Annotated in this window: 24 protein-coding genes and 5 tRNA genes; 21 read left to right on the top strand and 8 right to left on the bottom strand. The window is 30.8% G+C overall.

What is annotated here, in order from left to right:
• Window positions 1–166: 166 nt before the first annotated feature.
• From CRV02_RS09300 to CRV02_RS09290, 3 genes are all read right to left on the bottom strand, one after another.
• Complete coding sequence (locus CRV02_RS09300) at window positions 167–481, bottom strand: hypothetical protein (RefSeq protein WP_129090099.1); 315 nt, start codon at window positions 479–481, stop codon at window positions 167–169.
• Between the two features lie 100 nt (window positions 482–581).
• Window positions 582–1,094 carry a peptidylprolyl isomerase gene (locus CRV02_RS09295; protein ID WP_129084844.1) on the bottom strand — a complete coding sequence of 171 codons (513 nt, stop codon included), beginning with the start codon at window positions 1,092–1,094 and terminating at the stop codon, window positions 582–584.
• A gap of 18 nt (window positions 1,095–1,112) precedes the next feature.
• Complete coding sequence (locus CRV02_RS09290) at window positions 1,113–2,987, bottom strand: penicillin-binding protein 2 (protein ID WP_129090098.1); 1,875 nt, start codon at window positions 2,985–2,987, stop codon at window positions 1,113–1,115.
• Window positions 2,988–3,015: 28 nt separating this feature from the next.
• On the opposite strand from CRV02_RS09290, the gene CRV02_RS09285 reads away from it, so the two are divergent.
• Window positions 3,016–4,236 carry an FtsW/RodA/SpoVE family cell cycle protein gene (locus tag CRV02_RS09285; protein WP_129084842.1) on the top strand — a complete coding sequence of 407 codons (1,221 nt, stop codon included), beginning with the start codon at window positions 3,016–3,018 and terminating at the stop codon, window positions 4,234–4,236.
• On the top strand, window positions 4,236–5,261 hold the full coding sequence (gene murG, locus CRV02_RS09280) for an undecaprenyldiphospho-muramoylpentapeptide beta-N-acetylglucosaminyltransferase (RefSeq protein ID WP_129090097.1): 1,026 nt from the start codon (window positions 4,236–4,238) through the stop codon (window positions 5,259–5,261). The genes CRV02_RS09285 and murG overlap by 1 nt, the downstream gene beginning before the upstream one ends.
• Here the strand turns inward: murG and CRV02_RS09275 are convergent.
• Window positions 5,247–6,014 carry an undecaprenyl-diphosphate phosphatase gene (locus CRV02_RS09275; protein ID WP_129090096.1) on the bottom strand — a complete coding sequence of 256 codons (768 nt, stop codon included), beginning with the start codon at window positions 6,012–6,014 and terminating at the stop codon, window positions 5,247–5,249. The genes murG and CRV02_RS09275 overlap by 15 nt on opposite strands.
• Window positions 6,014–6,667: an MqnA/MqnD/SBP family protein gene (locus tag CRV02_RS09270; protein ID WP_129090095.1), complete on the bottom strand. Its 654-nt coding sequence runs from the start codon at window positions 6,665–6,667 to the stop codon at window positions 6,014–6,016. The genes CRV02_RS09275 and CRV02_RS09270 overlap by 1 nt, the downstream gene beginning before the upstream one ends.
• 70 nt (window positions 6,668–6,737) lie before the next feature.
• On the opposite strand from CRV02_RS09270, the gene CRV02_RS09265 reads away from it, so the two are divergent.
• From CRV02_RS09265 to glnA, 4 genes are all read left to right on the top strand, one after another.
• Window positions 6,738–6,959 (top strand): MoaD/ThiS family protein, encoded by a 222-nt coding sequence (locus tag CRV02_RS09265; protein ID WP_129084838.1) that lies wholly within the window; start codon window positions 6,738–6,740, stop codon window positions 6,957–6,959.
• Between the two features lie 6 nt (window positions 6,960–6,965).
• Entirely contained in the window at window positions 6,966–7,409 is a 444-nt protein-coding gene (locus CRV02_RS09260; RefSeq protein WP_129084837.1) for a molybdenum cofactor biosynthesis protein MoaE, read from the top strand.
• A complete protein-coding gene (hisJ, locus tag CRV02_RS09255) occupies window positions 7,406–8,221 on the top strand; it encodes a histidinol-phosphatase HisJ (RefSeq protein ID WP_258239276.1) in 816 nt (271 codons plus the stop codon). The genes CRV02_RS09260 and hisJ overlap by 4 nt, the downstream gene beginning before the upstream one ends.
• Before the next feature lie 123 nt (window positions 8,222–8,344).
• Entirely contained in the window at window positions 8,345–9,772 is a 1,428-nt protein-coding gene (glnA, locus tag CRV02_RS09250) for a type I glutamate--ammonia ligase (protein WP_129090094.1), read from the top strand.
• 79 nt (window positions 9,773–9,851) lie between these two features.
• Here the strand turns inward: glnA and CRV02_RS09245 are convergent, their stop codons facing one another.
• Genes CRV02_RS09245 through gpmI form a run of 3 tightly spaced genes read right to left on the bottom strand, consistent with a single transcriptional unit; the run spans window position 9,852 to window position 14,028 of the window.
• Window positions 9,852–11,849, bottom strand: coding sequence for a penicillin-binding protein 1A (locus CRV02_RS09245; RefSeq protein ID WP_129090093.1), 1,998 nt, complete (start codon window positions 11,847–11,849; stop codon window positions 9,852–9,854).
• Window positions 11,850–11,851: 2 nt separating this feature from the next.
• Complete coding sequence (locus tag CRV02_RS09240; protein ID WP_129090092.1) at window positions 11,852–12,550, bottom strand: ATP-binding cassette domain-containing protein; 699 nt, start codon at window positions 12,548–12,550, stop codon at window positions 11,852–11,854.
• A 2-nt stretch (window positions 12,551–12,552) separates the two neighbouring features.
• Window positions 12,553–14,028, bottom strand: coding sequence for a 2,3-bisphosphoglycerate-independent phosphoglycerate mutase (gpmI, locus tag CRV02_RS09235; RefSeq protein WP_129090091.1), 1,476 nt, complete (start codon window positions 14,026–14,028; stop codon window positions 12,553–12,555).
• A 158-nt stretch (window positions 14,029–14,186) separates the two neighbouring features.
• Here gpmI and mraY point away from each other — a divergent pair, with 158 nt between their 5' ends.
• The 15 genes from mraY to rplL all read left to right on the top strand — a co-directional run bounded on the left by mraY (window position 14,187) and on the right by rplL (window position 21,794).
• The gene (gene mraY, locus CRV02_RS09230) at window positions 14,187–15,248 is read left to right on the top strand and encodes a phospho-N-acetylmuramoyl-pentapeptide-transferase (protein ID WP_129090090.1); all 1,062 of its coding nucleotides are present in this window, start codon (window positions 14,187–14,189) and stop codon (window positions 15,246–15,248) included.
• A 9-nt stretch (window positions 15,249–15,257) separates the two neighbouring features.
• On the top strand, window positions 15,258–16,418 hold the full coding sequence (murD, locus tag CRV02_RS09225; RefSeq protein WP_129090089.1) for a UDP-N-acetylmuramoyl-L-alanine--D-glutamate ligase: 1,161 nt from the start codon (window positions 15,258–15,260) through the stop codon (window positions 16,416–16,418).
• A 58-nt stretch (window positions 16,419–16,476) separates the two neighbouring features.
• Window positions 16,477–16,552: transfer RNA gene (locus CRV02_RS09220), tRNA-Phe, on the top strand.
• Window positions 16,553–16,570: 18 nt separating this feature from the next.
• Window positions 16,571–16,647 (top strand) — tRNA-Thr (locus tag CRV02_RS09215).
• A gap of 63 nt (window positions 16,648–16,710) precedes the next feature.
• A tRNA-Tyr gene (locus CRV02_RS09210) sits at window positions 16,711–16,795 on the top strand.
• Between the two features lie 10 nt (window positions 16,796–16,805).
• Window positions 16,806–16,882, top strand: a tRNA-Gly gene (locus CRV02_RS09205).
• A gap of 242 nt (window positions 16,883–17,124) precedes the next feature.
• Window positions 17,125–18,333: an elongation factor Tu gene (tuf, locus tag CRV02_RS09200; RefSeq protein ID WP_129090088.1), complete on the top strand. Its 1,209-nt coding sequence runs from the start codon at window positions 17,125–17,127 to the stop codon at window positions 18,331–18,333.
• 9 nt (window positions 18,334–18,342) lie between these two features.
• Window positions 18,343–18,513, top strand: coding sequence for a 50S ribosomal protein L33 (gene rpmG / locus CRV02_RS09195; RefSeq protein WP_129090087.1), 171 nt, complete (start codon window positions 18,343–18,345; stop codon window positions 18,511–18,513).
• Between the two features lie 27 nt (window positions 18,514–18,540).
• A tRNA-Trp gene (locus CRV02_RS09190) sits at window positions 18,541–18,616 on the top strand.
• 73 nt (window positions 18,617–18,689) lie between these two features.
• Window positions 18,690–18,872 (top strand): preprotein translocase subunit SecE, encoded by a 183-nt coding sequence (gene secE, locus CRV02_RS09185; protein ID WP_114838272.1) that lies wholly within the window; start codon window positions 18,690–18,692, stop codon window positions 18,870–18,872.
• A 10-nt stretch (window positions 18,873–18,882) separates the two neighbouring features.
• Complete coding sequence (nusG, locus tag CRV02_RS09180) at window positions 18,883–19,410, top strand: transcription termination/antitermination protein NusG (RefSeq protein WP_129090086.1); 528 nt, start codon at window positions 18,883–18,885, stop codon at window positions 19,408–19,410.
• 104 nt (window positions 19,411–19,514) lie between these two features.
• Window positions 19,515–19,940, top strand: coding sequence for a 50S ribosomal protein L11 (rplK, locus tag CRV02_RS09175; protein ID WP_129084827.1), 426 nt, complete (start codon window positions 19,515–19,517; stop codon window positions 19,938–19,940).
• A 68-nt stretch (window positions 19,941–20,008) separates the two neighbouring features.
• The gene (gene rplA, locus CRV02_RS09170; protein WP_129090085.1) at window positions 20,009–20,710 is read left to right on the top strand and encodes a 50S ribosomal protein L1; all 702 of its coding nucleotides are present in this window, start codon (window positions 20,009–20,011) and stop codon (window positions 20,708–20,710) included.
• Between the two features lie 166 nt (window positions 20,711–20,876).
• Entirely contained in the window at window positions 20,877–21,365 is a 489-nt protein-coding gene (rplJ, locus tag CRV02_RS09165; RefSeq protein WP_129090084.1) for a 50S ribosomal protein L10, read from the top strand.
• Between the two features lie 54 nt (window positions 21,366–21,419).
• Window positions 21,420–21,794, top strand: a complete 375-nt coding sequence (gene rplL, locus CRV02_RS09160) for a 50S ribosomal protein L7/L12 (protein ID WP_129084824.1) — start codon at window positions 21,420–21,422, stop codon at window positions 21,792–21,794.
• The last annotated feature ends 7 nt before the right edge of the window (window positions 21,795–21,801 follow it).

The raw sequence follows: 21,801 nt of genomic DNA, 5'->3' as shown, positions 1-21,801 counted from the left end.
CCGAACCTGGAAGTCAAGCACTTCTGCGCTGATAATACTGCAGGGCCCCCTTGTGGAAACGTAGGTCGCTGCCAGCTCTTGAGTTTATTTCTATTAAAGCTTACCTTTACCAACTTATCCTTAGTTGCTAATGGTAAGCTTTTTTTTAGCCCACATTTTTCGGCTATTACTTATTAACGTACTCTATTATTTCTTTACCGCATACTTTTTTTCGTTCATTTATTTTAAATAAGCTTGTATTATTTTCATCTTTTATATAAATATCAAACTTCATACTTTTCATAGTAAAGAATCTACAATTATTGTTTTTATATATAAATATCAATTTCCCATTGCACTTTTTAATAAACTCTTCTTTAGTATTAAATTTTGTTAATCCAATCACTTTTTCAATATTGCTTTTAGAAATACAGTATTCTTTTGTATTTGCTGTTAATACATTAGGCAGTAGTATCAGTATAAAAATAGACTTTTTAAGCATAAATTGACTTTCTTTGGATTTATATAGGTATTATACGAAGATTTAATTCAAGAGTTATTAGGGTAGAGATTCTAGAGAGATATTTCTCTCTAGAATTATATTAATCTTTTTTTTCTAAGATTTTAATTGAGTTTATTTTGTCCCCTTGTCTAATTGAATCAAGAACTTCAAAACTATCTTCATCTCCTTCTTCGATTTCACCAAAAACTGTGTGTTGATTATCTAGGTGAGGCTGAGATTCAAAACAAATAAAGAATTGACTACCACCAGTATTTGGACCAGCGTGAGCCATAGATAAGCTACCTTTATTGTGTACTTGTTTTTCAGCATCTGTTTCACATTCTATTGCCCAATCAGGACCACCCATTCCAGAACCTTCTGGACATCCACCTTGTGCCATAAAACCTGGAATAACTCTGTGGAAGTTTAAATCATCATAGAATCCATCATTTGCTAATGTTGCAAAGTTAGAAACAGTATTCGGAGTTTCATTATTAAAAAGTTTAATAAAGATTGTTCCTTTTTCAGTATCTATTTTTGCATATTGAAATTTTGCTAACTCTTCTGCAGAGTAATTATATTCTTTTAGTTCTTTTCTACCAAGACCAAACATATTTATCCTTTTATTAATTTAATTTTTTGAAATTATATCTTTTTTTGGTGTAAGATAGTTTAACTTTACTAAGTTATTTATTGTTTCTTTGAAAACAGGTACAGCTGACCATGCTGCATAATGATAGTACCAGTATTTACCTCTTGATATTGGGTCTACTACTGTTACACCAATTGTATATGAACTTTCTCCATCATTAACAAAACCAAAGAATGAAGAAATATATTTTTTAACATACTTTCCACCTTCAGCTACTTGTGCTGTACCTGTCTTTCCACCAATTTCTAATCCATCAATTTGTGCTGCTCTACCAGTCCCTTTTTGAACAGTTTTAATTAGAAGTCTTTTTATTTCATCAGCTGTTGATTTTTTGATAATTCTTTCACCCTCTAATACATCTTTCTTAAACTTTTCATTATCTAGTTCTATATGTGAAACAATTCTTGGTGTAACAGTTTTTCCTCCATTATTGAAAACTGAGTAAGCTTTCATAATTTGCATAAATGTTGATGTCATACCTTGTCCGTAAGATACAGTTGCTTTAAATACGTTATCTTCTTTTTCTTTATCGTTTGCAGCAAATTGCCAAACTTTTGGCATAACACCTTTCTTTTCATATGGTAAATCAATACCTGTTTTTCTTGTAAAACCAAACCTTTTCATACCTTCAAAAAACTCTGGACCAGTAAGTCTTTGTGCAAGTTGTAAGGTTCCAATATTTGAAGAGAAAATAAAGATATCATCAAGTGTTAAATAGTGTTTTTTAAATCTATGGTCATCTTTAATAAAAAATCTATCTAATTTATATCTAGCTTTTGGATATTCTCCTTTTTTATTTGGTTTTCCTTTTGTATTGTATGCAAAGAAAAGTTCATTGTCTTTTACTCTTCCTTTGTCCATTACTAATGCAATAGAAACTGGTTTTATAACAGAACCTGGTTCGTATTGATATTCTATAGCGTTAACATTAAGTGATGGAATATCTTTTTGGTAAATTCTTTCAGGATTAAATCTATTTGATGAAGCTAGCGAAAGAATTTTTCCTGTTTTACTATCCATAATAGAAACAATGATTTCTTCTGCACCTAACTTTTCTTTATATCTATCTAGTATTGATTCATTATTTTTTTGTAGTTTAAGTGGAATATTTAAAACTAAATTTGCTCCATCAACTCTTTTTTTGATAGTTGAGTCTTTGTTAAATGAAATATATGATAATACATCTCTATTTCCACTAAGTACTCCATCTTTACTACTATTTAAAAGGTCATTAAACTTTTTTTCTAAACCTTTAATTCCTTTTACTTTTGTTTTTCCATTCTCAGATTCATATTTTCTAATATAACCTACTACTGGAGTTAAAGTATCTTCATATGAGTAAACTCTTTTTTCACCACTTTCTACAATACTTAATCCTCTAAGGATTCTTCCTCCATCAACTTTTCTTGCTTTAAAAACTCCTAGTTTTCTAAGCTTAAAACCTAATTCTTTTAAGTTTTTTGCAGTTCTTGAATCAATATTATATGAAAGTACTAAGTATCCAGGTTTAAGAAAAGACTCATTAATCTTTTCTTCTATCTTTTCATAGGGAATATTACTATAGATAGAAAAAAGTTTTATAAATAGTTCCTTTTTATTTTTATCTAAATATCTAGAGTCAATTGAAGCTTTGTAAATTTTTTTAGAGCTAGTGATTTTAAAGTTATCAGCACTTATTATTTCACCTCTAACTGAAAGCTCTTTTTTTGAACTTTCTAAACTAGGTAAATCTCTTTCATTATTAACTGTAAAGTATACAGATGTAATTAGAATAATAATTAAAAAAAGTATGAAAAAAAACAGAATTACAATTTTCTTAATTTTGTTATCATTATCGTTAAGTTTTGAAGACATATTTATCCATAATATAATATAATAGCGAATGCATTCTAACAAAAATCAAATTAAAAATAATAGAGTTTACCAAGCTGATTATGTACTGTTTCTACTTGTATCTTCACTTATTATAATAAGTATTATATTCTCTTACTCCCTAAGTGTCTATACAGTGCAGTATTATGAGTATAATCAATTCCACTTTTTCTTAAGACAGCTATTTGTTGGAATTGTTTCAATTCTTTTGATGTGGGGATTTTCATTAATAGATCCCGATAAAGTTGTCAATAGATTAGGAATGTTTTTATTTATTTTATTTTTTATACTTATGGCAGTAATGCCATTTCTTCCTTCTTCTTTAGTAACTGCTTCAGGTGGAGCTAATAGATGGATTAGGTTACCTGGATTTTCATTGTCTCCTGTAGAGTTTTTTAAAATAGGTTTTATCTATTTTCTTTCATGGTCATTTCATAGAAGATTAATTGAGATACCTAAAAAAATTACACTAAAAGAAGAGTTTATTTTACTGTTACCTTACTTTTTTAGTTTTATTATTATTGTATTTATAATTGCCTTTTTACAAAAGGATTTAGGACAAGTTGTTTTATTAGGTGGAATTTTATTTATTCTTTTAATATTTGCAAATAGATCTTACAAAGTTTTTGTTACTTTAGGTTTAGTAGGAGTTTTAGCTCTTGTTGGATTAATTTTAGCAGCACCACATAGAATTCAAAGAATTTTTTCATGGTGGGCAATGGTACAAGATGGTATTTTAATGGTTTTACCATCGTGGGCAGATAAGTATTTAAGAATTGAAGACTTACCAGAACCATATCAAGTTTCACACTCACTAAATGCAATGAATAATGGCGGATTTTTTGGCCAAGGTTTAGGCTTAGGTGATATAAAACTTGGGTTTTTATCTGAGGTTCATACAGACTTTGTTTTAGCCGGAATGACAGAAGAGATAGGTTTTATTGGTTTAGTACTTATTAGTATAATTATGTTTTTGATTGTACTTAGAATATTTAAAATTAGTGGAAGAGTTGAAAATAAAATTTATCACTTGTTTACTATTGGTATAGCTTTAATGATTATAATTGCATTCTTAATTAATTCATATGGAATTTCAGGGATGATTCCTATTAAAGGTATTGCAGTTCCACTTTTATCTTATGGTGGTTCCTCAATGTTATCTATGGCAATAGCAATAGGTATGGTATTGTCTATAAGTAAATCAGTTGATATGAGAAAAAAGGTTAAATGATGAAGAAAACTGTTGTAGTTACTGGTGGAGGAACTGGTGGACACCTAAAAGTTGCAGATGCTTTTATAGAAGAGTTTCATAAAAGAGGATATAAAGTTATATTTATAGGTTCTGCAAATGGACAAGACCCTAGTTGGTTTGAAGATGATAAAAGATTAAAAAAAGCAATATTTTTAGATACAAGAGGAGTTGTAAATAAGAACTTCTTTGGAAAAATACAATCTTTAATGCAAATTGTTTCTCAAGTAAGTAAATGTAGAACTATTTTTCAAAAGTTTAAAGTATCCACAGTAGTTAGTGTAGGTGGTTTTTCTGCTGCACCTGCAACATTAGCTGCTATTACAACAGTTGATTGTTATTTATTTATACATGAACAAAACTCAGTTATGGGTAAATTAAATGAAAAAACTGCACGATTTGCTTCAGAAGTTTACTCATCATTTTTAGTTGATTCACCAATTAAAGACTATCCTGTAAGTGAAGAGTTTTTTGATAATGCAAGAATAAGGGATGAGTTAAAAACAGTAATATTTTTAGGTGGTTCTCAAGGAGCTAAAGCAATAAATGATTTTGCCCTTAGTGTTGCAAAGGATTTAAAGAAGTTAAATCTAAATATTATTCATCAAACTGGGAAAAATGATTTTGAAAGAGTAAGTAAAGAGTATAAAAAACTAGGCTTAGAAGTTGATGTTTTTGCCTTTAGTGATGACTTAGCTTCAAAAATGGGTGAAGCAGATTTTGCAGTAAGTCGTTCAGGGGCTTCAACTTTATGGGAGTTATGTGCAAACTCTTTACCTACACTTTTTGTGCCTTTCCCTTATGCTGCAAAAGACCATCAATATACAAATGCTAAGTTTCTAGAGAACAAAGGCTTATGTTATGTATTAAGAGAAAATGAACTAAGTTCTGAAAAGTTTATAAATATTTTGAAAAAAGATAATTATAGTATAAGTAAAAAACTTGTTGACTCTATAAAGTATAATGCTATAGAGTCAATCGTGGATGATATGTTAGGCAAAGCTTAACAGTAAAATACCAAAGACTATTCTATATATTCCAAAGGCAACAAAAGTAAAGTTCTCTAGGAATTTTAAGAATAGTTTTATTGCAATAAATGCAATAACAAAAGATACAACAAAACCTATTGCAAGGTTGATTAAATTTCCAGCCATGAATAATTCTTCATGGTGTTTTACTACATCATATCCTGTAGTTGCACACATAACAGGAAAAGCAAGAAGAAAAGAGAACTCAGCACTTGCTTTTCTATTTAATCCCACAAGCATAGCTCCAATGATACTTGACCCAGCCCTTGATGTACCAGGAATAAGTGCAAAAATTTGAGCAAGACCTATATATAATGATTGTTTAAAACTAATATCTTCTACATCAGATGTGGTGTGTTGTGATTCATCATAAAACCTTTCTACGACTAAGAAGACAATTCCTCCAATTATAAACATCCAAGCAACTATTTCAATTGAAAACATTGCTTTAACTTGATCTGAGAAGATAAAACCAATTATTGCAATAGGTAAAAAGGCAATAAAAACTTTTGTCCAAAGATTAATATGTGAAAAAGTAAACTTTGAAGGATAGTTTAGTACAACTGCTAAAATAGCAGCAAATTGAATGATTACTTCATAAGCTTTATTTACGCTTGTTTGATCTATTCCTAGAAACTCACTTGCAACTATTAAGTGTCCTGTTGAAGAAATTGGTAAAAACTCTGTTATTCCTTCAATAACTCCTAAAATAAATGAATCATATATTGTCATTATAAACTCTTTGTCAATTGTAAAAATTTTTTAATGGCTCTTTTCTCTTTTATTCCAATATCATAATCTATTCTTTTTAGATACTCTAATATTGCTTCTTTTGAAATGCCACTTCTTTTTGAATAGTTTTCTAATATATATTGAGGAATATATATTTTTCTTTTGTTAAATCTTCTTGTAACTTTTTTTAAGTATCTTTCATTTTTGTTAAAACATAAAGTTGCAAAAACAAAAGGTAGATTATATTTATCTTGCCAAGCAAGTGCTAAGTCAATAAAGTTTTTATCTTCACTGTCATGGAAATATTTTAAGGCTTTATCTCCAATTAAAACTTTTCCTTTTAGGTCTAAAACTTTAGCAAGGGCATTAGAAGTTTCACTTTGGTAGTCTTCTTTTTCTTCTCCTGGAATTAAAATCACAGATTGAACATCAGCTCTTGCAATAATTCCAAAGTCTAATCTTTTTTCTCCTCTAGAAGCAATAGATGAAATAAAAGCAGAATCAACTTTTCTTTTTTTAAACTTTTTATTTATAACTGAAGGGTAAGATTTTTTATACTCTATGATAGCTTTAACTTGATTGGATTTAATATTTTTCTTTATAAATACATGAAACGGTAGTAAATTAATAAAATCTATTTTAGCAAATAACATTGATTTAGGTCATCCTAACTTAAATTAAATTTGATATAATACATGAAATTTAGTAAATAAGGGGTTAAATATGGTTAAAGTAGAATTTCTTGGCCCAATCAATAAAGAAGCATTAGATGTTGAAATTTCTAATTTAAATGAATTAGGTGCATTATTAAAAGAAGACCAAGATGTTTCTAAATGGTTAGAGACATGTGCAGTTGCTGTAAATGATACATTAGTTGCATCAAAAGATGTAGCATTAAGTGATGGAGATAAAGTTTCATTATTACCTCCTGTATGTGGTGGATAATTAGTAGTGGAAAAGTTACAACTATTTGAAGGTTCACTTCCTGTAGAACAAATAACAAACTCTTGGTATGAAGAGTTTAAATCTTCTAACTATGGAGCAATCATAACTTTTGTTGGTGTTGTTAGAGATGAAAATTCAATTGATGGGTTATCATTTGATATATATGAACCTATCTTAAACTCTTGGTTTGATTCTTGGCAAAAAAAAGCAAATGAAAAAAATGCAATTGTTTTAATGGCTCACTCAAGAGGTGATGTTTTAAATCATGAAAGTTCTTATATTGCAGCTGTTTGTTCTCCTAAAAGAAGAGTTGCTTTAGAAATGATAGATGAATTTGTAGAGGATTTTAAAGCACAAGCTCCAATCTGGAAATATGATATTATTGATGGGAAAAGAGTTTATGCAGAAGATAGAAGTACAAAAATTCAAGGTTCAGGTATCTTAAATTGAGTATCTTAAAACAAAGAGTTGATTTACATAATCATACTTCTTTATGTAATCATGCAAATGGAACTACAGAAGAGTATATAAAAAGAGCAATAGAAGTAGGGATTGATGTATTTGGTTTTTCTGATCATGCTCCTATGCCTTTTGATCCAAAATATAGAATGGATATATCTCAAAAAGAGTTTTATGAAAATGATGTAAAGTTTTTACAAAATAAATATAAAGATAAAATTGAGATACTTCTTGCTTATGAAGTAGATTTTATGCAAGACAAAAATCTTATGTTAGATGAAATCTTAAAAGCAGATGTTGATTATCTTATTGGTTCTGTTCACTTTATACAAGAAAAAAATAACTCTCTTTGGGGTTTTGATAATCCTGAATTTATTGGTAAGTACAAAGAGAAAAATATTGATGATATTTGGATTGATTACTTTCAAGCAATTGAAGAACTTGCAAAATCAAGACTATTTGATATGGTAGGACATTTAGATTTAATAAAAGTATTTAAGTATTTACCAAATAAAGATATAAAATCTATTGCAAAAAAAGCAATGGCAGAAATCAAAAAAGCTAATATGGTATTAGAAATAAATGCAGCAGGCTTAAGAAAACCAATAGCTCAGACTTATCCTTCAAAAGAGTTATTAGAGTTAGCCTTTGAGTTAGATATTCCTATCACTTTCTCTTCAGATGCTCATGAAATTGAGCAAATAGGATTTAAGTATGACGAGGTAAGTAAACTAGCAAAGGATATTGGTTATACAACTTGTATAAAATTTAAAAACAGAGAAAAGATAGTAGTTAATTTTTAAACAAATAATGCTATTAAAATAATATAAAAAATATTACATTGTATATTTTTTATACAGTTTTTTTATCTTATATTTTTTTTATTTAGCTACAATAGACCATAACAATTTCAAGGAGTAATAATAATGGGAAAATTTGTTAACAACACTGAAGAGTTTTTCAAATTTTGTGAAGAGAACGAAGTAAAATTTGTTGATTTTAGATTCTCTGATCTTAAGGGTATGTGGCATCACTTAACTTACATGATGAGTGCTGTAAGTGCAGAGCAATTAGAAGGTGGTATGCCTTTTGATGGTTCATCTGTAGATGCATGGCAACCAATTAACAAATCTGATATGATTTTAAAGCCAGATGTAGAGACTGCTTTCTTAGATCCATTTACTGCTGATTCTACAATTATCGTATTTTGTGATGTTTATGATATCTATAAAGGTCAAATGTATGAAAAGTGTCCAAGATCTATTGCTAAGAAATCATTAGAGCATTTAGCTGAAGCTGGAATCGGTGATGTAGCATACTTTGGACCAGAAAATGAATTCTTTATTTTCGATGACGTAAAAATTAAAGATGAGATCAATGAGTCTTACTATAGAGTAGATTCAGAAGAGGGTTGTTGGTCAGATGATACTGATTATGAAATGGGTAACATGGGTCACAGACCTAGAACTAAAGGTGGATATTTCCCAGTTCAACCAACAGATTCAATGGTAGATTTAAGAGCAGAAATGATGCAAATCTTAGAGCAAGTTGGTTTAGAAGTTGTTCTTGGACACCACGAAGTTGCACAAGCACAAGGTGAGATTGGTATCGTATTTGGAGATTTAATTGAAGCAGCTGATAACGTACAAAAATATAAGTATGTTGTAAAAATGGTAGCTCACTTAAATGGTAAATCTGCTACATTTATGCCAAAACCACTATTTGGTGATAATGGTAATGGTATGCACGTACACCAATCAATCTGGAAAGATGGTAAAAACTTATTCTACAAAGAGGGTGAGTACGGAAACCTTTCAGATATGGCAAGACACTATGTAGGTGGTATCTTCAAACACGCTAGAGCAGTTGCTGCGTTTACTAACCCATCAACAAACTCTTATAAAAGATTAATCCCAGGATTTGAAGCTCCTTCAATCTTAACTTACTCTTCTCAAAATAGATCTGCATCTTGTAGAATTCCTTATGGAGCAGGTGAAAAAGCAACAAGAATCGAAATGAGATTCCCAGATTCAACTGCTTGTCCTTACTTAGCATTTGCTGCTATGTTAATGGCTGGTCTTGATGGAATTGCTAACAAAACTGAACCTATTGGTCCAATGGATGAAGATTTATTCGAAATGCCTTTAGATGAAATTAGAGAGAGAAAAATTCCTCAAATGCCTCATACATTAAGAGGTTCATTAGAAGCATTAATTAGAGATAACGATTTCTTAAAACCAGTATTTACTCAAGATATGATTGATACATATCAACACTATAAATTTGAAACTCAAGTTTGGCCAGACGAAGCTAGACCAACTGCGTTTGAATTTAAATCAACTTATTCTTGCTAATAGCAAAAATAGTAAAATAAAAAAGGTAAGTTCATATGAACTTACCTTTTTTTATGTCTAATTTTTATTTAATATAAATTTAGAATTGAATAGTTTGTTGTTGTGAATTATTATTTGTAGGAATAGAATCTAATTCTGGTAAAGGTGACTTATCTGTATAGTACTCTTTTCTACCATTTATAATTGAAGTTTTAACTCCATCTGGCTTCTTAAATTTTCTTTCTATTTCTGGATGAATCTGGATATATTCTTTATAGAAGTTTGCAAAAGCAGGACCTGCTGTAGTACCACCAGTCTCACTTCTTCTCATAGGTGTATTATTATCTTTACCAAAATAAACAACTGTTTGAATTGTAGGTGAGAAACCACAGAACCAAGCATCAATATTATCATTTGTCGTTCCTGTTTTTCCAGCTAATTCAATACCTTTTACCCTTGCTTTTCTTCCTGTCCCTCTAACTACAGTATCATGCATAATTGATTTTGTTAGGAAAACTTGTTCAGGTGAAGTAATATATTTATATTGAGGTTCAAAAGTTATTGTCTCATTTTTTAGGTTTGTAATTGAGTTTATTAAGTATGGTTCTACTTGAGTTCCATCATTTGATAAAAATGAAAAGGCTTTACTTAAATTTAATGGTGAAATAGAGAATGAACCTAATGTAATAGATAAGTCTCTTGGAATACCAGTTATTCCATAAGATTCTAAGCCATTATACATTTCATTAATACCTACATCAGTAACTAAATTAATAGTAGCAAGATTTCTTGATTTCATTAGAGCTTCTCTTAATGTAATAACACCTTTAAATGTTCCCCCATAGTTTTTAGGTTTCCACTTTTTCTCTTCTTCTCCAACTTTGTATTCATATGTTCTACCAATATCAGCAACTTGAGAAGCAGGAGAATATCCTAACTCAATAGCAGTATGATATAAAAATGGTTTAATTGCAGAACCAGGTTGTCTCTCACTTTGAACTACTCTATTAAAGTTTGACTCTTTATAATCAATTCCTCCAACAAGAGCAAGAATTTTTCCAGTATTATTTTCAATAGAAATCAATGCACCATTTAGTGTATTAATAAAGTAACCTTCATCAACGGGTTCTCCATTTATGTCAACATTGTTTTTAGGATTTTTCTGAAGCCATGCATCCCTAGCTAGAATTTTGTCATATGCAACCTTTAAAGACTCTCTACCAATTCTTTGTGCTTCTAAATCAATAGTTAGATTAACAATATATCCACCAGTTTTAATATCTGGAATATCTTTCTTTAAAAGTTTTAATGCATAATCGATAATATAAGGAGCTTTATTTTGAGTTAGAGTATCATCATAAATAGTTGGGATGTAATTTATTGCTTCATTATATTGTGTTTCATTAATCCAACCTAACTTATGCATTCTACTTACTACTTGATTTGCTCTTGTAAGTGAATATTTTAAATTTCTTGTTGGATCATAGAAACTTGGAGCTTTAGGTAGTCCAACTAAAATTGCAATTTCTTTGATATTTAACTCATATAAGTCTTTTCTAAAGTAACCTTTTGCAGCAGTTCTAATTCCATAATAACCGTGACCAAAATATACTTCATTTAAATATCTTTCTAAAATTTGCTCTTTTGTTAAAATAGTTTCTAGTCTTATTGATAGTAAAGCTTCTTTAATTTTTCTAATAAGTTTCTTTTCTCTTGTTAGGACAATACTTTTAACAAGTTGCTGAGTTAAGGTACTTGCTCCTTCTACATATCCCATTGCTTTTACATTTTTAATCATTGCTCTTGAGATAGCATCTGGGTTTACACCTGCATGTTCAAAGAACTGTGTATCTTCAATTGCAACTAATGCTTCAACTACTCTTGCTGGAATATTGTCATAGTTTACATATAGTCTATGTTTTTTATCAAAAATATTTGCAATTAGTTTTCCATTTTTGTCATAAAACTGCGTAGTAACATTTGGTTTATAGTTTACAATAGTATCAATATCATGTCTTATTTCAGAATATAGATGTATTAGCCAACCTGAAATAGCTACTCCTACAAATATAATAAAAGCAAAAAAATATTTAATCATTTTTATTTCCTAAATTCTTTATTTTTAAATGTTGAGTTTATCAACTTTTTTGTGTAATCCTCTTTTGGATTAGATAATATATCTTTTGTTAGACCTTGTTCTATAATAGAACCATCTTTTATAATAATAAGTTCTTCGCATAAATCTTTTATTGATTCAATATCATGGGTAACAAAAAGAATAAGTAAATCTAGTTTAGTACTTATATCTTTTATTAGATTTAATATTGTCTCTTTTGATGTCTCATCTAAAGCTGTAGTTGGTTCATCTAATAATAGTAGTTTAGCATCATTAGATAAAGCAATAGCTATAACAACTCTTTGAAGTTGTCCTCCACTTAACTCTTTTGGAAAACGATTTAAAAGTGAAGTATCTAAGCTTACTAATTTTAAAAGTTCTTCTTTTCTTTTTTCTTCACAAAAAAACTGATCTTTTATTTTAGTCATTGGAGATAAAGAGGTAAAAGGATTTTGAGGAATGAAACCAATAGTTTGAGAATCAAGGTTAAAACTAGAAGATATTTTTTTATCACATGATAAAGAAGAGGGAAGTAGATTTAAAATAGCTTTTAAAGTTAAAGACTTTCCACTTCCACTTTGTCCTATGAGCGCTGTAGAATTTTTTATAGAAAAATTTATATCTACTAATTTTGTATTGTCAGCTTTAATTAGCAGTTTTTGAATATCTACAGCATTAGACATAGTTAAACTAAGGCCTCATCCATCTCTTTTGGGATATCTAAATTCATAAGTTTAAGAATTGTAGGTGCAATATTATTTAAACTACCTTCATTTACTTTACTTACATTATCAGCCATAACAAAACAATATACATCTCCAACAGTGTGATTTGTTAAAGTTTTTCCTGACTCATCTTTCATCATTTCACAGTTACCATGGTCACTTGTTAAAACAACACTATAATTAAGCTCTTTTGCTTTTTCAAAGATTTTTCCAAGCTCTTTATCAACTGCTTCAACAGCTTTAACACCAGCTTCATAAACACCAGTATGTCCAACCATATCACCATTTGCAAAGTTTACTACAATAAAGTCTGTTTCATTGTCCATTGCTTTTTGAACTTCAATACTTACTTCAGGAGCACTCATTTCTGGTTTTAAATCGTATGTAGCAACATCTGGTGATGGAATTAAAACTCTACTTTCATTTAACATAGGTTCTTCAACTCCACCATTAAAAAAGAAAGTCACGTGTGCATACTTTTCTGTTTCAGCTGTGTGAACTTGTGATAATCCTGCATTTGAAATAACTTCTGCTAAAGTATTTTTAGGAGTCTCTTTAGGAAATAGTATAGGAAGAGGTAAGTTCTTATCATATTGTGTCATAGTTACAATATTTAGATTACCTTCAAATCTTTTAAATTCAGAGAAATCTTTATTTGCAATTGCAGTTGATATTTCTCTCATTCTATCAGATCTAAAGTTACAGAAAATAATACTATCATTCTCTTCTAAACCTTCATAACCATCAAATGCAGTTGGTTCAATAAATTCATCAAATACTTCATTTTTATATGAATTTTCAACATATTCTAAAATATTTGTAGATGTTTTTGGGTTTGCAAATGCAATAACATCATGACCCTTTTGAACTCTTTCCCATCTATTGTCTCTATCCATTGTAAAATATCTTCCAGCTACAGTTGCAATTTTAATATCATCATCACAGATATCTACAAGTTGTTGGATATATTTATTTGCACAGTTAGGAGCTACATCTCTTCCATCTGTAATTACGTGAATAAATACTTTTTTATTTTTACTTTTTGCAATTTTTGCTAAGGCAATAATATGATTAATATGAGAGTGAACACCACCATCACTAATTAATCCAGGAAGATGAATATTATTAGATGAATCTATTGTTGTTTTAAGAATGTCATTGTCTTTTAAATTATCGTTTTCAATAGCCATATTTATTTTTACTAAATCTTGGTATAAAACTCTTCCACTTCCAATAGTCATATGTCCAACTTCTGAGTTACCCATTTGTCCATTTGGTAATCCAACATGGTCTCCATAAGTATGAATTAATGAGTAAGGAACATTCTTGAATAAGTTATCATAAGTAGGTGTAGTAGCATTTGTAAATGCGTTAAACTTGTCAGATTCATTGTGTCCAATTCCATCTGTAATTATCAATATTGCTTTTTTTGTCATAATATAACCCCAGTAAAATTATTAAGTTAACTTTTAGTATAATCTCGCGATTATATCAAAACTTACTACTATATTTGCTGAAGTATAAGCCTTTGCTAAAAGGCAGGAAAGTTTTGCAAAACTCAGGATTTATTTTTCCTGAAAATTAAGGTTTTAATTTGTTTTACTGGTTTTATAGACACTTAGACATCAATATTTTTCAATATATCTCTGTTCGTGCAGGTCTTGCATTTTTTCTTTCATTTTTTCTTACAATGTATTTATTACCAAAGTTTGTTAGATGGGCTAAATCAAAGAAAGCTTCACAGCCAATTTATGAGTATGCTCCAGATTCGCATCAAGAAAAAGCAGGAACTCCTACTATGGGAGGAATAGTATTTATTTTTTCAACAATTATAGCAACACTACTTACTGTTAAGCTAAATAACTTTTATGTTGTAGGAGCACTTTTAACATTAGGGCTTTTCTCTTTAATTGGAATGAAAGATGATTTCTCAAAGATTGCAAAAAATGCAAACAATGCAGGATTGTCTTCAAGGGCAAAACTAATTTTGCAGTTTATAGGTGCTTTAATAGTTGCAGGGGTGTTAATAGCATATAATCATACTACTACTTTATATACTCCTTTTTATAAGTATCCTATTTTTGATATGGGAATCTTTGCTCTTATTTTTTGGATATTAGTTATGGTAGCTGCTTCAAATGCTGTTAACCTAACAGATGGACTTGATGGACTTGCTACAGTTCCTTCTATAATGGGATTATTCACTCTATCTGCAATAGTATATGTAAGTGGACATGCAATCTTTTCTTCATATCTATTATTACCAAATATAAAAACATCAGGAGAGTTAGCAATTGTTGGAACAGCTATGATAGGTTCCCTTATTGCTTTTCTTTGGTATAACTGTCATCCTGCACAAGTATTTATGGGAGATAGTGGCTCTTTACCAATAGGAGCCTTTATGGGTTATATGGCAATAGTTGGTAAATCAGAAATATTATTAGTAGTAATAGGATTTATCTTTGTTATAGAAACAGTATCTGTTATCTTACAAGTAGGGTCATATAAGTTAAGACAAAAAAGAGTCTTTTTAATGGCTCCTATACATCATCACTTTGAAGAAAAGGGCTGGAAAGAGAATAAGATAATTGTTAGATTCTGGATTATATCTTTTATGGCAAACCTAGTAGCTCTTATGAGTCTTAAGATACGATAAGGAAGAATGATGATTAGAGTACTTGGAAAAGGCTTAACAGCACAAGCTATAAAAGAAGAGTATAATGATGTAACATTATATGATGACAGTGACTTTGATACATATGATAAAGACTCTGATGAAGTAACAGTTGTTAGTCCTGGTATTCCTCCTAATAATAAGATGGTAAAAGAGTCAAAGAATATAATAAGTGACTATGACCTTATATATGAGCAGATGCCATTTTCTATATGGATAAGTGGAACAAATGGAAAAACAACCACTACTCAAATGTGCCAACACATATTAAAGGAAAAGAAAAGTGTATGTGGAGGAAATATAGGAACCCCCGTTTCCAAACTAAACAAAGAATCTAAGATATGGATTCTAGAGACATCTTCTTTTACCTTTCATTATACTAACTACGCAAAACCTAATCTTTACTTATTATTACCAATCTCAGATGATCATGTTTCTTGGCATGGAAGTTTTGAAGAGTATGAGAAATCAAAATTAAAACCTTTATATATGATGGAAGAGGGTGAAATTGCAATTGTCCCTGAAAAATATAAAGATATAAATACAATATGTCATCTTATTACATATAAAAATAGTGATGATTTATGCGAAAAGTTTAATATAGATAAATCACAAATTAATTTTAAAGAACCTTTTTTATTAGATGCACTTCTTGCCTTAGCAGCAAAAAAGATAATATTTGATGAGGTAGATTACAAAACTATTAATACATATAAAGTAGATGAGCATAAAGTAGAAGAGATAAAAGATAAAAAAAATAGACTTTGGATAAATGATTCTAAAGCTACAAATGTAGATGCAACTATAAATGCAATAGTACCTTATAAAGAAAAAAAGATATATTTAATACTTGGTGGCGATGATAAAGGTGCAAATTTAGAACCTTTATTTGAATATATAAAGAACTTAGACATTGAAATATATACTATTGGAAGCAATTTTGAGAGATTAAATAAATTAGCTGAAAAATTTTCTATAAATTTTTATGAATGTAAAATATTAGAAGAAGCAGTAAAGCAAATCTCTCAAAAGCACGATAATATGGGGGTTGCAATGCTTTCGCCTGCCGCTGCATCTCTTGATCAATACCCTTCTTACAAGCAAAGAGGAAAAGAATTTAAAGAACTTGTTTTTAATTTAAGGATTATTTAAGCAAGGTCTGTATATAATTTCACTCCAATTTAAGAAGGACGCAATCAAAAGCGTATCTGGTTCGATAGCTCAGTCGGTAGAGCAAAGGATTGAAAATCCTTGTGTCGGCAGTTCGATTCTGCCTCGAACCACCACTTAAATTAAATTTGGATGCTGGTGTAGCTCAGCTGGCTAGAGCAGCTGATTTGTAATCAGCAGGTCGGGGGTTCAAGTCCCTTCACCAGCTCCATTCAAATTGTCGTGCGTAAGTCTTAAGACCAGCGCTTGACCAGAACAATAATATTTTTCAACCGGTGAGGTTGGAGAGTGGTCAAATCCTACGGACTGTAAATCCGTCGCCTTAGGCTTCGAAGGTTCAAATCCTTCCCTCACCACCACGCAAATGTTGCGGGAGTAGCTCAGTTGGCTAGAGCCTCTGCCTTCCAAGCAGATTGTCGCGAGTTCGAGTCTCGTCTCCCGCTCCATTAATTATTTATTGATTACTGGGAGCTGAGTTATAACGCAATTATTCATTTATAACTCCTTTTTATTCAAAGCAACTCCCATTAAAGTTTATATTTAGTATTTTTTTTATAAAATACCAATCGCAAAAGAATATTACATGTATTTTTTTGTATTTAATAACAACAAACCCCCCTCTGAATAGAGAAGTTATCGGACTTATCTACTCAGAGGGCAATAACCAAAATTTTTTAAGGGGAATTTTATGGCAAAAGAAAAATTCGAGCGAAGTAAACCGCACGTAAATATTGGTACTATTGGTCACGTTGACCACGGTAAAACTACTTTAACAGCTGCAATCACTATGTGTTTAGGGCTTAAAAATGGTCAAGCAACTATGGATTATGATCAAATTGATAATGCTCCAGAAGAAAGAGAAAGAGGAATTACTATTGCTACTTCTCACGTTGAGTATGAAACTGAAACTAGACACTACGCTCACGTAGATTGTCCAGGTCACGCCGATTATGTTAAAAACATGATTACTGGTGCTGCTCAAATGGATGGTGCTATCTTAGTTATTGCTTCTACAGATGGACCAATGGCTCAAACTAGAGAGCATATCTTATTATCTAAACAAGTAGGTGTTCCATACATCGTTGTATTCTTAAACAAAGAAGATCAATTAGATGACGAAGATAAAGAAGAGATGTTAGAATTAGTTGAAATGGAAGTAAGAGAATTACTTTCTGAGTATGACTTCCCAGGTGATGATACTCCAATCGTTGCTGGTTCTGCATTCCAAGCTTTAGAAGAAGCAAAAGCTGGTACAGCTGGTGAATGGTCTGAAAAAATTTATCAATTAATGGCTGAAGTTGACGCTTATATCCCAACTCCAGAAAGATCAACTGATAAAGATTACTTAATGCCTGTTGAAGATGTATTCTCAATTGCAGGTAGAGGTACAGTTGTAACTGGTGCTATTAACCAAGGTACTGTTAGATTAGGTGATACTATTGAAATCGTTGGATTAAAAGAGACTCAAACTACTACAGTTACTGGTATTGAAATGTTCAGAAAAGAAATGGATTACGCAGAAGCTGGTGATAACGCTGGTATCTTATTAAGAGGTATTAAAAAAGAAGAGGTTCAAAGAGGACAAGTTCTTGTTAAGCCAGGTTCAATTACTCCACACACTAAATTCAGAGGTGAAGTATATATCCTTTCTAAAGAGGAAGGTGGTAGACATACTCCATTCTTCTCAGGATATAGACCACAGTTCTATGTAAGAACTACTGACGTAACTGGTTCTTGTGAGTTACCAGAAGGTACTGAGATGGTTATGCCAGGTGATAACGTTGAATTAACTGTTTCATTAGTTGCTCCAATTGCTCTAGAAAAAGGAACTAAGTTCGCTATTAGAGAAGGTGGTAGAACTGTAGGTGCTGGAGTTGTTGCAGAGATTATCGAGTAAGGGTAACTTATGGGTAACGGTGTAAGCATCAAAATCGGACTAAAATGTGAGGAGTGTGGTGATATTAACTACACTACTTACAAAAACCCTAAAACTCATACTGAGAAATTAGCGGTTAAAAAGTATAGTCCTAGATTAAAAAAACATACAATTCATAAAGAAGTTAAGTTAAAGTCGTAAGACTTTACTTAACCTTTTTTATCTCATAGGTCAGTAGCTCCAATGGTAGAGCGCCGGATTCCAAATCCGATGGTTGGGGGTTCGAGTCCCTCCTGGCCTGCCACGATAAAATTTTTTTAAAAACAGTTTCGACTTTTTTTAAAAGAATTTTTAAGCTTAAATACTTGGAGTCGATTGTGAATAAATTTAAAACATACTATAAAAATGCTAAAGAAGAACTATTCAAAGTAATTTTCCCTATCAAAGAACAAATCAGATCTGCTTATCTTTCTGTTTTTGTTGTAGTAACAGTAATCACATTATTTTTAGCATTAATTGACACAATCATGTCTTTAAGCTTATCAGCTGTAATGAACTAAGGATAAATTAATGGCACAACAATGGTATGCAATACAAACACACTCAGGTAGCGAATTAGCAGTTAAAAGAGCACTTGAAAGACTTGCTGATGAGATGGCAGATGGAAGAATTTCAGAAGTATTAGTTCCAACAGAAGACTTAATTGAGGTTAAAAAAGGTAAGAAAACAATAGTTGAAAGACCTTTATACCCAGCATATGCATTTGCAAAAATTGATTTAGATACAGCATTATGGCATAGAATTCAATCAATGCCAAAAGTAGGAAGATTTATTGGTGAATCTAAAAAACCTACTCCTTTATCAAAAAAAGACATCAATGCTATCTTAGATAAAGTAGAAAATAGAGCTGCTGCTAAACCAAAAGTTTCATTTGATGAAGGTGAAACTGTAAGAATTAACGAAGGTCCTTTTGCAAACTTCAATGGTATCGTTGAAGATTTCGATATGGCATCTGGAATGTTAAAATTAAATGTTTCTATTTTTGGAAGAAATACTCCAGTAGAAATTACATATACACAAGTAGAAAGAGTAGTTTAACTCTTTCGTTATTTTTAGGCATTAGGCAATAAAACTTCGCTTCCTTTAGAGTTTTATTCCCTAATGCCTAAATCATTAAAAACAAAATTTAAAAAGGAATTACGATGGCTAAAAAAGTAGAAGGTTACTTAAAACTTCAAATACCTGCTGGTGCAGCAAATCCATCACCTCCTGTTGGTCCTGCATTAGGTCAAAGAGGTATCAATATCATGGAATTTTGTAAAGCATTCAATGAAAAAACAAAGGATAAGGGTGGATTAAACATTCCTGTTGAAATCACTGTTTATCAAGATAAAAGTTTTACATTTGTTACAAAACAACCACCAATGACAGATTTAATTAAAAAAGTTTCTGGAATCAAAAAAGGTTCAGATAACCCACTTAAAAATAAAATTGGAAAATTGACGAAAGATCAAGTACTTGAAATCGTTGATATGAAAATTGCTGACTTAAATACTGATGACAAAGAGCAAGCTGCTAAAATTGTTGCAGGTTCAGCAAGATCAATGGGTATTGAAGTAGAACTATAATTCAATACAAGCCTGACCACTGGCTTTAAATAGCGGTAGCAAAAAAATAAAAAATTGCGGAGAAAAAAATGGCAAAAAAAGTTTCAAAAAGATTTAAAGCACTATCTGAAAAAATTGAAGATAGAGATTATTCATTAGCGGAAGGTTGTTCTTTATTAAAAGGATTACAATCTGCTAAATTTGATGAGTCAGTAGAAGTTGCGTTAAACTTAAATGTTGACCCAAGACATGCTGACCAAATGATCAGAGGTGCTGTTGTACTTCCAAATGGTACTGGTAAAACTGTTAGAGTAGCAGTATTTGCAAAAGGTGCTAAAGTAGACGAAGCAAAAGCTGCTGGTGCAGATATCGTTGGTAATGATGATTTAGTAGAGACTGTTCAAGCTGGAAATATTGACTTTGATGTTTTAATTGCAACTCCAGATTGTATGGGATTAGTTGGTAAACTAGGTAGAATCTTAGGACCAAAAGGTTTAATGCCTAACCCTAAAACTGGAACTGTTACAATGGACGTAACTAAAGCAGTTAACGATGCTAAAGGTGGCCAAGTAGCATATAGAGTTGATAAAAAAGGTAACATGCAAGCTGCTGTTGGTAAAGTATCATTCTCAGAAGAAGCTATTAAAGAAAATATTGAAGCATTCGTTGCAGCAATTAACAAAGCAAAACCATCAACTGCAAAAGGTAAATATATTACTAATGCAGCTATATCTTTAACTATGTCTCCATCTATTAACTTAGATACATTAGAGATTATGGATATTAAATAAGGGCTTTCCCCTTATTTAATAACATTCAATAGTAAGGATTTCGATCCTTATGTTTGAGTGTTATTTCAAAGCACTGATATAAAACTAAAGACAGCTGGTAAGGGACTTCCTTCGTTCCTTATAAATCCCGCCGAAGTCGATGTTTTGAAGGGAGGAACAAACAAAAATGACTAAACAACAAAAATCAGAAGTTATTGATTTTTTAACTGGTGAATTTAAAGAGTCTCAAGCTATCGTTGTATGTGATTACAAAGGTCTTTCTCATAAAGAGTTAGAAGAGTTAAGAAACGATGCTAAAGCAAACGGAACTAAAGTTCAAGTTGCAAAAAACTCTTTAGTTACTATTTCAGTTAAAAATGCAGAGTTAGGTGACATTGAGTTAAATGGTACAAACATTTTCTTATGGTCTGAAGATCAAATCTCTGCTTGTAAAGTTGCTGATAAATTTGCTACTGCAAATAAAGATAAGTTCGAAATTAAGTCTGGTATTATAGAAGGTCAAATTGCTGATCTTGCAACTGTTAATGCATTTGCTAAATTACCATCTAGAGATGAACTTCTTGGTATGCTTGCAGCTACATGGATGGCTCCAGTTACTAACTTTACAATCGGTCTTGATGCTCTTAGAAAGCAAAAAGAAGAAGAGGCTGCTTAATAATTAAGCAATACATATTATAAATATAAAAATAAAAAATTTAGAGGAAATAAAATGGCAATTTCTAAAGAAGACGTATTAGAGTATATCTCTGGATTATCTGTATTAGAGTTATCTGAATTAGTAAAAGAATTCGAAGAAAAATTTGGTGTATCTGCACAACCTGTAGCTGTAGCTGGTGCTGTAGCTGGTGGAGCTGCTGAAGCTGCTGAAGAGCAAACTGAATTTAACGTAGTATTAGCAGACGCTGGGGCTAAGAAAATTAATGTTATTAAAGTAATTAGAGCATTAACTGGTCTTGGATTAAAAGAAGCTAAAGCAATGGCTGAAGAAGCTGGTGCAATCGTTAAAGAAGGTATCTCAAAAGAAGATGCTGAAGCTGCAAAAGCTGAATTAGAAGGTGCTGGAGCATCTGTAGAATTAAAATAATTACTCG

It is taken from the genome of Arcobacter sp. CECT 8989 (assembly GCF_004116715.1).
In the GTDB taxonomy this organism is placed as follows: domain Bacteria; phylum Campylobacterota; class Campylobacteria; order Campylobacterales; family Arcobacteraceae; genus Halarcobacter.
The sequence above is the reverse complement of the archived record's forward strand: the minus strand, read 5'-3'. Positions and strand labels throughout refer to the sequence as shown.

Coding starts and splice junctions, on each gene's coding strand:
- rplJ (WP_129090084.1), top strand. CDS start 20,877: ATGACTAAACAACAAAAATCAGAAGTTATTGATTTTTTAACTGGTGAA.
- CRV02_RS09295 (WP_129084844.1), bottom strand. CDS start 1,094: ATGTTTGGTCTTGGTAGAAAAGAACTAAAAGAATATAATTACTCTGCA.
- nusG (WP_129090086.1), top strand. CDS start 18,883: ATGGCACAACAATGGTATGCAATACAAACACACTCAGGTAGCGAATTA.
- rplK (WP_129084827.1), top strand. CDS start 19,515: ATGGCTAAAAAAGTAGAAGGTTACTTAAAACTTCAAATACCTGCTGGT.
- CRV02_RS09265 (WP_129084838.1), top strand. CDS start 6,738: ATGGTTAAAGTAGAATTTCTTGGCCCAATCAATAAAGAAGCATTAGAT.
- rplA (WP_129090085.1), top strand. CDS start 20,009: ATGGCAAAAAAAGTTTCAAAAAGATTTAAAGCACTATCTGAAAAAATT.
- murG (WP_129090097.1), top strand. CDS start 4,236: ATGAAGAAAACTGTTGTAGTTACTGGTGGAGGAACTGGTGGACACCTA.
- CRV02_RS09290 (WP_129090098.1), bottom strand. CDS start 2,987: ATGTCTTCAAAACTTAACGATAATGATAACAAAATTAAGAAAATTGTA.
- tuf (WP_129090088.1), top strand. CDS start 17,125: ATGGCAAAAGAAAAATTCGAGCGAAGTAAACCGCACGTAAATATTGGT.
- CRV02_RS09285 (WP_129084842.1), top strand. CDS start 3,016: ATGCATTCTAACAAAAATCAAATTAAAAATAATAGAGTTTACCAAGCT.
- CRV02_RS09300 (WP_129090099.1), bottom strand. CDS start 481: ATGCTTAAAAAGTCTATTTTTATACTGATACTACTGCCTAATGTATTA.
- CRV02_RS09275 (WP_129090096.1), bottom strand. CDS start 6,014: ATGACAATATATGATTCATTTATTTTAGGAGTTATTGAAGGAATAACA.
- murD (WP_129090089.1), top strand. CDS start 15,258: ATGATTAGAGTACTTGGAAAAGGCTTAACAGCACAAGCTATAAAAGAA.
- rplL (WP_129084824.1), top strand. CDS start 21,420: ATGGCAATTTCTAAAGAAGACGTATTAGAGTATATCTCTGGATTATCT.
- CRV02_RS09240 (WP_129090092.1), bottom strand. CDS start 12,550: ATGTCTAATGCTGTAGATATTCAAAAACTGCTAATTAAAGCTGACAAT.
- CRV02_RS09270 (WP_129090095.1), bottom strand. CDS start 6,667: ATGTTATTTGCTAAAATAGATTTTATTAATTTACTACCGTTTCATGTA.
- CRV02_RS09245 (WP_129090093.1), bottom strand. CDS start 11,849: ATGATTAAATATTTTTTTGCTTTTATTATATTTGTAGGAGTAGCTATT.
- glnA (WP_129090094.1), top strand. CDS start 8,345: ATGGGAAAATTTGTTAACAACACTGAAGAGTTTTTCAAATTTTGTGAA.
- gpmI (WP_129090091.1), bottom strand. CDS start 14,028: ATGACAAAAAAAGCAATATTGATAATTACAGATGGAATTGGACACAAT.
- rpmG (WP_129090087.1), top strand. CDS start 18,343: ATGGGTAACGGTGTAAGCATCAAAATCGGACTAAAATGTGAGGAGTGT.